The 12,142-nt window shown below is 74.1% G+C and carries 9 protein-coding genes; 6 read left to right on the top strand and 3 right to left on the bottom strand.

The features are described from left to right. The 3 genes from CGE01nite_RS10100 to CGE01nite_RS10090 form a co-directional block, all read left to right on the top strand. The coding region (locus CGE01nite_RS10100; RefSeq protein WP_141370662.1) for an SDR family NAD(P)-dependent oxidoreductase at nucleotides 1-637 on the top strand (637 nt) is incomplete at its 5' end. Between the two features lie 199 nt (nucleotides 638-836). Further along, on the top strand, nucleotides 837-2,705 hold the full coding sequence (locus CGE01nite_RS10095; RefSeq protein WP_141370664.1) for an ABC transporter ATP-binding protein: 1,869 nt from the start codon (nucleotides 837-839) through the stop codon (nucleotides 2,703-2,705). Continuing rightward, nucleotides 2,702-4,495 carry an ABC transporter ATP-binding protein gene (locus CGE01nite_RS10090; protein WP_048342266.1) on the top strand — a complete coding sequence of 598 codons (1,794 nt, stop codon included), beginning with the start codon at nucleotides 2,702-2,704 and terminating at the stop codon, nucleotides 4,493-4,495. The genes CGE01nite_RS10095 and CGE01nite_RS10090 overlap by 4 nt, the downstream gene beginning before the upstream one ends. A gap of 24 nt (nucleotides 4,496-4,519) precedes the next feature. Here the strand turns inward: CGE01nite_RS10090 and CGE01nite_RS10085 are convergent, their stop codons facing one another. Next, nucleotides 4,520-5,272 (bottom strand): MerR family transcriptional regulator, encoded by a 753-nt coding sequence (locus CGE01nite_RS10085; protein ID WP_048342267.1) that lies wholly within the window; start codon nucleotides 5,270-5,272, stop codon nucleotides 4,520-4,522. Nucleotides 5,273-5,424: 152 nt separating this feature from the next. On the opposite strand from CGE01nite_RS10085, the gene CGE01nite_RS10080 reads away from it, so the two are divergent. Next, the gene (locus CGE01nite_RS10080; protein ID WP_048342268.1) at nucleotides 5,425-5,937 is read left to right on the top strand and encodes a phosphoribosyltransferase; all 513 of its coding nucleotides are present in this window, start codon (nucleotides 5,425-5,427) and stop codon (nucleotides 5,935-5,937) included. Here the strand turns inward: CGE01nite_RS10080 and CGE01nite_RS10075 are convergent. Further along, on the bottom strand, nucleotides 5,921-6,580 hold the full coding sequence (locus tag CGE01nite_RS10075; RefSeq protein ID WP_048342269.1) for an HAD hydrolase-like protein: 660 nt from the start codon (nucleotides 6,578-6,580) through the stop codon (nucleotides 5,921-5,923). The two genes, CGE01nite_RS10080 and CGE01nite_RS10075, sit on opposite strands and share 17 nt — an antisense overlap. A 181-nt stretch (nucleotides 6,581-6,761) precedes the next feature. On the opposite strand from CGE01nite_RS10075, the gene CGE01nite_RS10070 reads away from it, so the two are divergent. Next, nucleotides 6,762-7,763 (top strand): phosphotransferase, encoded by a 1,002-nt coding sequence (locus CGE01nite_RS10070; RefSeq protein ID WP_048342270.1) that lies wholly within the window; start codon nucleotides 6,762-6,764, stop codon nucleotides 7,761-7,763. Nucleotides 7,764-7,789: 26 nt separating this feature from the next. Here the strand turns inward: CGE01nite_RS10070 and CGE01nite_RS10065 are convergent, their stop codons facing one another. Next, nucleotides 7,790-8,470, bottom strand: a complete 681-nt coding sequence (locus CGE01nite_RS10065; protein ID WP_048342271.1) for an HAD hydrolase-like protein — start codon at nucleotides 8,468-8,470, stop codon at nucleotides 7,790-7,792. A 321-nt stretch (nucleotides 8,471-8,791) separates the two neighbouring features. Here CGE01nite_RS10065 and ileS point away from each other — a divergent pair, with 321 nt between their 5' ends. Then, nucleotides 8,792-12,091 (top strand): isoleucine--tRNA ligase, encoded by a 3,300-nt coding sequence (ileS, locus tag CGE01nite_RS10060; protein WP_141370660.1) that lies wholly within the window; start codon nucleotides 8,792-8,794, stop codon nucleotides 12,089-12,091. The last annotated feature ends 51 nt before the right edge of the window (nucleotides 12,092-12,142 follow it).

Here is a 12,142-nt window from a genome sequence, read left to right as displayed (position 1 = left end):
CCGGCTCGAGGAGCTCGCTGCCGAGACGGGTGCCGAGCCGTTCGTCGTCGACATCACGTCCGACGAGGACGTGGCGGCGCTCGTCGCGCACGTGCGGGCCACGGGCGGGCTGGACGCCGTGGTGAACAACGCGGGCGGCGCGCTCGGGCAGGACAAGGTCGAGGACGCGGACCTCGAGCAGTGGCGCGCGATGTTCGAGGTCAACGTGCTCGGCACGCTGCGCGTCACGAAGGGTCTGCTGCCGCTGCTGCGTGAGCGCGGCGAGGGCGACGTGCTCGTCGTGACGTCCACCGCCGCGCACGGCGCCTACCCCGGCGGCGCCGGCTACACCGGTGCCAAGCACGCCGAGCGCCAGCTCGCGACGACGCTGCGCTGGGAGGTCGTCGGCGAGCCGATCCGGGTCATCGAGATCGCGCCTGGCGCGGTGGCGACCGAGGAGTTCTCGCTCGTGCGGTTCGCGGGCGACGCCGAGCGCGCCGCGAAGGTCTACGAGGGCTACCAGCCGCTCGTCGCCGAGGACGTCGCCGACGCGATCGCGTGGACGCTGAGCCGGCCGGCGCACGTCAACGTCGACCTGCTCGTCGTGCGGCCGCGCGCGCAGGCGAACAACACGACGATCGCGCGCACGGGCGTCTGACCGCACGACGACCGCCCGCCGGCGACCGGGTGCTGAGACGGTCCTGACCGCGGCGGCGGGTGTCCGAGGGCGGTCGTAGGGTGACCCGGTGCCGTCAGAACCACGCACGACACGTCGTGCGACGCCCGCTGCGGACCCTCACCCCACGAACCCCGCCTCTCCGGGCGCCCCCGAGCGCACGCCGTCGACGACGAGCGTGCTGCTCCGGCTGCTGCAGTGGGGACGGCCCGCGCTGCCGCGCATCGTGCTCGGCGGGCTCACCGCCCTCGGCGCGAGCCTGCTCGCACTCGCGGTGCCGCAGGTGCTGCGCGCGGTGGTCAACGGGCCGCTGCTCACCGACGGCTCGCGGGCGGCGGTCGTCGAGGCCGCGGGGCTCGTCCTGCTGCTCGGCGTGATCGAGGCGTTCCTGGTGTGGTGCCGTCGCGCGCTGATCCTCACGCCGGGCACGGGCGTCGAGCTGGCGATGCGCCGCGACCTGTTCGGGCGGCTGCTCGACCTGCCCGTCGAGTTCCACGACCGGTGGTCGGGCGGGCAGCTGCTGTCGCGCTCGATGGGTGACCTGTCGGTCATCCGGCGCTGGATGGTGTTCGGCGTCGTGATGCTGTGCGTGAGCGCGACGACCGTGGTCGTCGGTGTCGGGCTCATGATCGCGACCGCACCGCTGCTCGGCGTGGTCTACCTGCTGGGCGCGGTCCCGATGGTCTGGCTCGGGTTCCGCTTCCGGCAGGACTACAAGGCGGTCGCGCGCCGCGCTCGCGACCAGGCGGGGGACCTCGCCACGGCGGTCGAGGAGTCCGTGCACGGCATCCGGGTGCTCAAGGCCTTCGGTCGCGGCGAGGACGCGCTCGAGGACTTCGTGCGGCAGGCGGACGCGCTGCGCACGACCGAGGTCGCCAAGGCCCGCACGCAGTCACGCGTGACCTTCGCGCTCGGGGCGATCCCGGAGGCGATCCTCGCGCTGTCCCTCGCGATCGGCGTCCCGCTCGCGGCGGCCGGGCGGCTGTCGGTCGGTGCGCTCGTCGCGTTCTTCGCGACCGCGGCGATCGTCAACGCGCCGGTCGAGCGGCTCGGCCAGCTCCTCGCGATGACGCTCGACGCCAGGGCCGCCACCGAGCGGTTCGTGCAGGTGATCGACACGGTGCCGACCGTGCGGGACCCGGAGGTCCCACGGGCACTGCCGCCGCGCCCCGAGCACGGGTCGCGCGTCGAGCTGCTCGACGTGCGGTTCGCCCACCCCGCCCGAGGGCGTGCGGTGCGGCCCCCCGAGATCCTCACCGGCGTCGACCTGGTGCTCGAGCCCGGGACGACGACCGCGCTCGTCGGCCTCACGGGCAGCGGCAAGACGACCCTGCTGCAGCTCGTGCCGCGCCTGTACGACGTCACCGCCGGCGCGGTGCGGCTCGACGGCGTGGACGTGCGGGACCTGACGCGTGCCGAGCTGCGCGCGGCGGTCTCGGTGGCGTTCGAGGAGCCCATCCTGTTCTCCGCGTCGGTGCGCGAGAACGTCCTCATGGGTGTCCCGGACGACCTGCCGGCCGCCGAGGCGCAGGCGCTGCTGGACCGCTCGCTCGACGTCGCGCGCGCCGGGTTCGCGCGCGAGCTGCCCGACGGCCTCGACACCGTGATCGGCGAGGAGGGGCTGAGCCTGTCCGGCGGCCAGCGCCAACGCGTCGCGCTGGCTCGGGCGATCGCCGTGCGCCCGCGCGTGCTGCTGCTCGACGACCCGCTCTCGGCGCTCGACGTCACGACCGAGGCCGCCGTCACCGCACGGCTGCGTGAGGAGCTCACGGGCACCACGACGCTCGTGGTCGCGCACCGGCCCTCGACCGTCGCGCTGGCCGACCGCGTCGCGGTGCTCGAGGACGGGCGGATCACGGCCGTCGGCACCCACACCGACCTGCTCGCCACGCACGCGCACTACCGGTACGTGCTCACGGCGCTCGAGGCGCAGGACGACGAGCTCGCGGCGGTCGACCGCGAACGGCGCGAGCAGGCGCTCGCGGGCCGCGAGGACGAGGAGCGCGTGGTCGACGAGGTCGCCGACGAGAGCGCGGAGGTGGCCCGGTGAGCGCGGCGGCGGACGAGGTCCTTGAGGATCCCCGGGCGGTCCGGCGTCGGTCGCTGAGGCTGCTCGGCTCGCTGCTGCGGCCGGTCGCACGACCGGCGTGGTGGACCGTCGCGATCGTCGTGCTCGCCCAGCTCGCGGCCGTCGCGGGTCCGGCGCTCGTCGCGTTCGGCATCGACTCGGCGCTCCCGGCGCTCGCGGATGAGGGGGACGCGCGGCCGCTCGTTCTGGCGGCCGGGACGTACCTGGTCCTGGCGGTGGGAGGGGGGCTGCTGTCCGCCGCGGTGGTGCGTGCCTCGGCGCGCGTGAGCCAGGCGGTGCTGCTCGACCTGCGCGGACGGCTGTTCCGGCACACCCAGCGCCTGAGCCTGGAGTTCCACGAGCGCTACACCTCGGGGCGGATCATCTCGCGCCAGACGTCGGACACGGACGCGCTGCGCGAGCTGCTCGACGGCGGGGTCACGACGCTCGCCTCGAGCGGCCTGGCGATGGTGTTCACCGCGACGTCGCTGGCCCTCCTGGACTGGCGCAGCGGGCTCGTCCTGCTCGTCGCGGTGGTCCCCGGCGTGGTGCTCACCCGGTGGTTCCAGCTGCGCTCGCAGCGCCAGTACCGGCTCAACCGCACCGCGGCCGCGCGCGTGATCGTGCGGTTCGTCGAGACGATGACGGGCATCCGCGCGGTGCAGGCGTTCCGCCGCGAGGGCCGGGCCGATGCGGTGTACGGGGAGGAGTCCGAGACGTACCGGCGCACGACGGCCGAGGCGATCCGCGTCAACGGCGTCTTCGACACCGGGCTCACGCTGATCGGGAACGTCACGGTCGCGGCGGTGCTGCTCGTCGGCGGGCTGCGCGTCCTGGACGGTGGCCTGGACGTCGGTGTGCTCGTGGCCGCGGTGCTGTACGCGCGGCGGTTCTTCCAGCCGCTCGCCCAGATCGGCATGTTCTACAACTCGTTCCAGTCCGCGACGGCGGCGCTCGAGAAGCTGTCCGCGCTGCTCGCCGAGGAACCGACCGTCCCGGACCCGCCGACGCCGGTCGCGCTGCGCGACGTGCGTGGCGACGTGCGGTTCGCGCGCGTCGAGTTCGGGTACGGCGACGGGCCGAGCGTGCTGCGGGACCTGGACCTGCACGTACCTGCGGGGCAGTCGCTCGCGCTGGTCGGCGAGACCGGCGCGGGCAAGTCGACGGTCGCCAAGCTCCTCGCGCGGTTCTACGACGTGCGCTCGGGCGCGGTGCTGCTCGACGGCCTCGACGTGCGGGACGTGGACCCGGTCGACCTGCGCCGGGCGGTCGTCATGGTGACGCAGGAGTCGTACCTGTTCTCCGGGTCGATCGCCGCGAACATCGCGCTGGGTCGCCCGTCGGCGACGCGTGACGAGATCGAGGCCGCGGCGCGCGCCGTGGGCGTGCACGCACTCGTCTCGGCGATGCCGGACGGCTACGACACCGAGGTCGACAAGCGCGGCGGGCGACTCTCGGCTGGTCAGCGTCAGCTCGTGTCGTTCGCCCGCGCGTTCCTCGCCGACCCGGCGGTCCTGATCCTCGACGAGGCGACGAGCTCGCTCGACGTCCCGGGGGAGGCGCTCGTGCAGCGCGGCCTGCGCACGCTGCTCGCGGGCCGCACGGCCGTGGTCATCGCGCACCGGTTGTCGACCGTCATGGGCTCGGACCGGGTGCTCGTCGTCGACGGCGGGCGCGTCGTCGAGGACGGCGCCCCGGCGGACCTCGCGACGGGGGGAGGCCGGTTCGCCGAGCTGTACGACGACTGGCAGGCCACCCTGCGCACGCCGTAGCACCCGAGACGCGCGGCGGAGCGGTCAGCGCGACGCGGCCCAGGCCTGCAGCGCTGCGCGGACGAACGCGGCGCCCTGCGGCCCGCCGTAGCTCGCGCCGAAGCGCTCGTCGGCCACGTAGAGCTCGGCCAGACCCAGCACGTAGTCGACCGGGGCGCCCGTGCCGTGACCGGGCGTGCCGGGCACGGACGTGAGCCACGCGACGTGGCGAGCGGCGAGCGCGTGCGCCTCGTCGGACGCCGGGTCGGTGCCCGCCGCGGCGGCCGCGGCCCAGTCCGCGGCGAGCTGGGCGGTGCGCGCCTGCCAGCCCGTCTTCTCGTCGTCGGGCATCCCTCGCCACCACGCGTCCGAGGTCGCGTACGCGTCGGCACCCCAGCGCTGCTCGACCTCGTCCTTGTACTGCGTGTGGTCGAACCCGTCGAACATCTCCTCGGCCATCACAGGCCCTCCTTCTTCTCGTGCGGTGATCGTCCGCTCGACCGAGGCGACGAGTCGCTCCAGCCGGCGCTGCTCGTCGCGCAGCCAGGCGAGGTGGCGCCGCAGCGCGACGACCTCGTCCTGCTCGCGGTCCAGGACCCGGCCGATCTCGGCGAGCCCCAGGCCCAGCTCCCGCAGGAGCAGGATGCGTTGCAGCCGGACGAGCGCGGCGTCGTCGTACCAGCGGTAGCCCCCTGCGGTGACACGGCTCGGCGGCAGCAGCCCGACCGCGTCGTAGTGACGCAGCGTGCGGCTCGTGGTGCCCGCGAGGCGCGCGACCTCCTGGATGGACGCCTCCATCGCTCCTCCTTCGTACGGACGCCGTCCGGTCGTCGTGCGGACGTCGTCTCGATGTCGTGCGGTCGTGACCCACGGTAGAAGTTGACGTCGCGTCAACGGCAAGGCGAGGCAGCGAGGTGTGCCCGAGCCGCACGCCGGGGGATGATGCGCGGATGGCGACGACGGAGGCGGGCGAGGGGCAGCAGCTCCCGAGCGACCGCGAGGTCCTGGACTGGGAGACGTTCGGACGCGCGTCGCGCGAGATCGCGCAGGCGGTCGTCGACTCGGGCTTCGCGCCCGACGTCGTGGTGGCCGTCGCGCGCGGTGGTCTGCCACCCGGCGGCGCGATCGCGTACGCGCTGGGCACCAAGGCCGTCGGCACCCTCAACGTCGAGTTCTACACGGGCGTCGACTCGCGCCTGCCCGAACCGGCGGTGCTGCCTCCGCTGCTCGACACGTCCGCGCTGCGCGGGACGCGCGCGCTCGTGGTCGACGACGTCGCGGACACCGGCGAGACGCTCGCGCTCGTGCAGCGGCTGATCGCCGAGCACTGCGACGAGGCACGCACGGCCGTGCTGTACGCCAAGCCGCGCTCGGTGATCGACCCCGACTACGTGTGGCGGCGCACCGACCGGTGGATCACGTTCCCCTGGTCGGCGCTCGACCCCGTCACGCCGTCGGCCTGAGCCCCACGAGCTCGCCCACCGCGACGACGAGAGCGGCGGGGGAGTCCACGACCGCCCGCGCGCCCGCGCCCTCGAGCTCGGCGCGGTCGCCGAAGCCCCACAGCACGCCGACGCAGGGCAGGCCGTTCTCCCGGGCGCCCTCGACGTCGTGCTCGCGGTCGCCCACCATCACGGCACGCACGTCCGGCCCGAGCGACGCCACGGCCCGCGCGATGATCTGGCCCTTGGTCTCGCTCTCGTCGTCGGGTGCGCCGAACACGCCGTCCAGCAGCGGAGCCAGGCCCAGGTGCTCCAGGACCGGGACCGCGAACGTGTGCGGCTTGGCGGTCGCGACGACGAGCCGCGCCCCGGCGGCACGCAGCCCGGCCAGCGCCTGCGGCACGCCGTCGAACACGTGGGCCATGAGGTTCCCGCGCTCGGCGAACGCGCGCTGGTAGCCGGCGACGACCTCGTCGTGCAGCTCGGGCGGGACGCCCACGCGCCGCGCGGAGTCGTGGATCGGCGGGCCGATGAAGGAGCGCAGCACCGCGTCGTCGGGCGGGACCAGTCCGGCGCCGCGGAACCCCGCGCACAGGGAGTCGACCACCCCGTCCCCGGAGTCGATGAGCGTCCCGTCGAGGTCCAGCAGCACGGCAGCAGTCACCCGCAGATCCTGCCACCTGTCCGCAGGTCACCCTGTCCGGCTGTGACCCTGTCCGGCTGTGACCCTGTCCGCAGGACGGCGGCCGATCCGCTCGTCGAGCGGGCCGGCCGTGAGGCTGATGTGTCGCGATGGGCACGTGGTGGCAACGTCGTCGCAACACCCGCTGCCTAGCGTGCGGGACGTGACGACCACCGCCGTCCGCGACCGCGTGCGCGACGACTTCGGCCTCGACGTCGAGAGCCTCGAGCCCGTGACCTCGCACGCCACCACCCGGCTGTGGCGCGCGACCGCGGGCACGTGCCGCTACGCGGTGCGGTGGACGTCGGCGACGACGCCCGCGGCCCAGGTCGCTCTCGCGTTCGCGCGCTCGATCCCGCAGCGCCCGCAGGACGTGCCCGCGGCCCCGGCCACGCTCGCCCCACCGCTGCTCACGCGCGGCGGCGCGACCGCCACGGACCACGACGGCGGGCACCTGTCGGTCGAACCCTGGCTGGACGGACCCACGGGCCGCGACGTCCCGCTCACGCCCGTGCAGTGGACCGCGTTCGGTCGCCTCGTCGCGCGGCTGCACGCGCTCGACCCGACGAGCGTGCCGGGGCTGGCGCGCGAGTCGTTCGACCCGACGGCACCCGTCGCACGGACGCTGCTGGTCGACGTCGAGGTGAGCCGCACGCTCGACGGCGGACCCGACGCGGTCGCGGCCGCGACCGCCGACGCGTGGGTCGCGGCGGGGCCGTGGCTCGCGGCGGTGCGTGCTCGCGCGGCGCGCGTGGGCCTCCGGCTGCGCGAGCACGGCCGCGACCTCCCGCTCGTCGTGACCCACGCCGACGCCCACGTGGGGCACGTGGTCGCGACCGGTCGGCGCGACGTCGCGCTGCTCGACTGGGAGCACGCGTGCGTGGCACCCCCGGAGCACGACCTGATCTTCGTCCTGGGCGGCGTGCTGCCGCACGAGCCGGTCACGGTCGAGCAGGCGGCGGCGTTCTTCACGGGGTACGGACGCGTCGACATCGACGACGACCGGCTCGCCTACGCCCGGTGCGTGCGCGCTCTGCACGACGTCGCTGCGGCGGCCGGCACCGCGCTGGACCCGGCGCGGCCCTCCGCACTGCGGGTCGCGGCGCTCGGCGATCTCACGGCTCACCTGGGCCCCGGCGGGCTGGTCGCCGCCGCGCTCGAGTGACGCACCGCGCTCGGGCGGTGTCGTGCTCAGCAGGCCACGCGCGCGAGCAGGTCGAGCGCGGCGCGGGCCAGGTCCGCGGGGTCGTCGACCAGCGCGTCCGCGTCCGCGAGCTCGCCCGGCTCGGCGTAGCCCCACGTGACGCCGAGGCACGCAAGACCCTGCAGGTGCGCGCCGACGACGTCGTGGCTGCGGTCGCCGACCATGATCGCGGGTCCGTGGCCGGGCACGCTCGCCAGCGCGGAGGCGATCACGAGCGCCTTGCTGCTCGGCACCTCGTCGGGCGGGGCCCCGAACACGCCGTCCACGAGCGCGTCGATGCCCAGGTAGGCGCACACGGGTTCGGCGCGTACCTGCTGCTTGGACGTCGCGACGAGCAGCGTGCACCCGGCGGCGCGCAGGGTACGCAGGGCGTCCAGCACGCGGGGGTAGGCCCGCGTGTCACGCAGGGCGCCGGCGTCGTAGTGGCTGCGGTACGCGGTGACCGCGGCGCCGACGAGGTCGTCGGGCACGCCGTGCGCGCGGAAGCCGTCCCGCAGCGGCGGGCCGACGAACGAGAGCAGCTCGGCCGGCGCGGGCACGGGGAGGCGCAGCGCACGGTACGCCGCCTCGACGCTCGCGGTGATGCCCGGTGCGGACTCGCTGAGCGTCCCGTCGAGGTCGAGGAGCACGAGGGGGGCTGCCGGTCCGGGGGCCGCGTGGGTGGTCACGCGCAGGACTATGCCGTACGAGCGCGGGCGCCCCTGGGCTACCCTGGGCGGACAGGCACCGATCCGGCCATCACCGGGGAGCCTCCGGAAGAACGGGTCGCCACGCTCGCGCGGCGGCCTCACTAGAACCGGACGGGTAGGCCCGTCACAGCCGTCACGAGTGGTCGACGCGCCGTCGCCGCCGGATCCCCGGCGAGGACGACGAGCCGGCAAGTGAGGTGGTACCGCGGTGGCCCGGCCGGTCCGGGCGATCGTCCTCGCAGCCGACGCGACGCACGCACCTGCGCCAACCAGCACGTGCCGACCACAGGAGACACCGCGGTGACCGATCGTCACTACCCGCTGCACCGTCCCGGCACGCCCGTGCCCCCGTCGCCGGACCTGCCCGCGCTCGAGCGCGAGGTCCTGGCCCACTGGGAGGCCGACGGCACGTTCCAGGCGTCGATCGACCAGCGCGACGCGGGCGCCGACGGCGACAACGAGTACGTGTTCTACGACGGCCCGCCGTTCGCCAACGGTCTGCCGCACTACGGCCACCTGCTGACGGGGTACGCCAAGGACGTCGTGCCGCGCTACCAGACCATGAAGGGCCACCGCGTCGAGCGGCGGTTCGGCTGGGACACGCACGGCCTGCCCGCCGAGCTCGAGGCGCAGCGCCTGCTGGGCATCACGGACAAGGCCCAGATCGACGAGATGGGCATCGCGGCGTTCAACGCGGCGTGCCGCGACTCGGTGCTGAAGTACACCCACGAGTGGCGCGAGTACGTCACGCGCCAGGCCCGCTGGGTGGACTTCGACCACGACTACAAGACGCTCGACGTGACGTTCATGGAGTCCGTGATCTGGGGCTTCAAGCAGCTCTACGACAAGGGCCTGGCGTACGAGGGCTACCGCGTCCTGCCGTACTGCTGGGTCGACGAGACGCCCTTGTCGAACCACGAGCTGCGCATGGACGACGACGTCTACGCGAGCCGCCAGGACCCGGCCCTGACCGTGGGCCTGCGGCTCGAGACCGGTGAGCTGGCGCTCATCTGGACGACGACGCCGTGGACGCTGCCGTCCAACCTCGCGGTCGCGGTCGGCCCGGACATCGAGTACGTCACGGTCGAGCCCGCGCCGGACTCGCCGTTCGCGCAGGCACACCCGGGTGAGCGCGTGCTGCTCGCCGCGCCGCGTCTGGGCGCGTACGCGCGCGAGCTGGGCGAGGCGACGGTCGTGGCGACGGTGCGCGGCGCGGAGCTCGCCGGCCGGCGCTACACGCCGCCGTTCGACTACTTCGCCGGCCACGAGAACGCCCACCAGGTGCTGGTCGCGGACTTCGTCACGACCGAGGACGGCTCGGGCATCGTGCACCTCGCGCCCGCGTTCGGTGAGGACGACATGGCGGCGTGCGACGCGGCGGGCATCGCCGCGGTCGTGCCCGTCGACGACAAGGGCCGCTTCACGCCGGTGGTGAGCGACTACGCCGGGGTGCAGGTGTTCGACGGCAACAAGCCGATCATCGCCGACCTCAAGGCGGGCACGGGCCCGCTCGCGCGCGTCGAGGAGTCCCGCCGCTCGGTCGTCGTGCGGCACGAGACGTACGAGCACTCCTACCCGCACTGCTGGCGCTGCCGGAACCCGCTGATCTACAAGGCGGTCTCGTCCTGGTTCGTGCGCGTCACGGACTTCCGGGACCGGATGGTCGAGCTCAACCAGGAGATCACCTGGATCCCCGAGCACATCAAGGACGGCCAGTTCGGCAAGTGGCTGTCCGGCGCGCGCGACTGGTCGATCAGCCGCAACCGCTACTGGGGCACGCCGATCCCCGTGTGGGTCTCGGACGACCCGACGTACCCGCGCGTGGACGCGTACGGCTCGCTCGCCGAGCTCGAGCGCGACTTCGGGCGGGTCCCGACGAACGAGGCGGGTGAGCCCGACCTGCACCGCCCGTTCATCGACGAGCTGACCCGGCCGAACCCCGACGACCCGACGGGCGCGTCGATCATGCGTCGCATCCCCGACGTGCTGGACGTGTGGTTCGACTCGGGCTCGATGCCGTTCGCGCAGGTGCACTACCCGTTCGAGAACGCGGACTGGTTCGAGCACCACTATCCGGGCGACTTCATCGTGGAGTACATCGGGCAGACCCGCGGCTGGTTCTACACGCTGCACGTGCTTGCCACGGCGATCTTCGACCGGCCGTCGTTCCGCAACGTCATGTGCCACGGGATCGTGCTGGGCGACGACGGCCGCAAGGCGTCGAAGTCGCTGCGCAACTTCCCCGACCCCGTCGAGATGTGGGACGTGTACGGCTCCGATGCCGTGCGCTGGTCGCTCATGTCGAGCACGATCCTGCGCGGCGGGAACCTCATCGTCGCCGAGGAGGGCATCCGCGACGGCGTGCGTCAGGTGCTGCTGCCGCTGTGGAGCACGTACTACTTCTTCACGCTGTACGCGGGTGCCGCGCGCGGCGGGGCCGGCCTGACGGCGAGCCGTGTGGACGAGACGACCGCGGCTGCGCTGCAGACCGCGGACCGCGACCTGCTCGCGCGCACGCGCGAGCTCGTCGTGCGCCTCACCGAGCAGCTCGACGCGTACGACGTGCCCGGGGCGTGCGAGTCCGTGCGCCAGCACCTGGACGTCGTCACGAACTGGTACGTGCGCACGCAGCGTCAGCGGTTCTGGGACGAGGACCAGTCGGCGTTCGACACGCTGTTCACCGCGCTCGAGACGCTCACGCGACTCATGGCGCCGCTCGCGCCCCTGGTCACCGAGGAGATCTGGCGCGGCCTCACGGGTGGGCGCAGCGTGCACCTGACCGACTGGCCGACGCCCGCCGAGGTCGTGACCCTGCCCGGGCTCGGGGCTGCCTCGATGGTCGAGGGTGCCGCGGCGACCGGTGCGGAGCTCACCGACGCCGAGCTCGTCGCCGCGATCGACCGCGTGCGCGAGATCGTCTCGGCGACGCTCGGTCTGCGCAAGGCCAACGCGCTGCGCGTGCGCCAGCCGCTGCGTGAGCTGCGCGTCGCGATCCCGTACCCGCAGCTCGCGCAGCCGTTCGCCGAGCTCATCGCGGCCGAGGTCAACGTCAAGAAGGTCCAGATCCTGTCCGTCGACGACGCGGCCGCGTCCGAGTTCGGGGTCTGGACGCGGCTCGACGTCAACGCGCGCGCCGCGGGACCGCGCCTCGGCAAGGCCGTGCAGGGCGTCATCCGCGCCGCGAAGTCCGGCGAGTGGGAGCAGACCGACGAGGGCGTGCTGGTGCGCACCCCCGACGGCGACGTCCTGCTCACGGGCGAGGAGTACACGCTCGTCGCGGCGGTGCGCGACGAGGCGGGCGACGAGGTCGCGGCCGCGGTGCTGCCCGAGCGCGGTTTCGTCGTCCTGGACATCGGCCTGGACGACGAGCTGCGCGCCGAGGGCTACGCGCGCGACGTGGTGCGCGTCGTGCAGGACGCGCGCAAGGCCGCGGGCCTGCACGTCAGCGACCGGATCGTGTTGGAGGTGACCGCGCCCGACGAGCACGTGGCCGACGTGGAGAAGCACCGCACGTTCGTCGCCGACGAGACGCTCGCGGTCGAGCTCACGGTCGTGGCGGGTCCCGCGCTCGAGGCCACCGTCCGCAAGGCCGGCGTCTGACGCTTCGCGAACGACGCCGCGGGCGGTCCGGACCTCCCGGTCGGGGCCGCC

Source organism: Cellulomonas gelida (assembly GCF_006538725.1).
Lineage (GTDB): Bacteria > Actinomycetota > Actinomycetes > Actinomycetales > Cellulomonadaceae > Cellulomonas > Cellulomonas gelida.
Note: the sequence above shows the minus strand (reverse complement) of the source record. Positions and strands in the feature narration are given on the sequence as shown.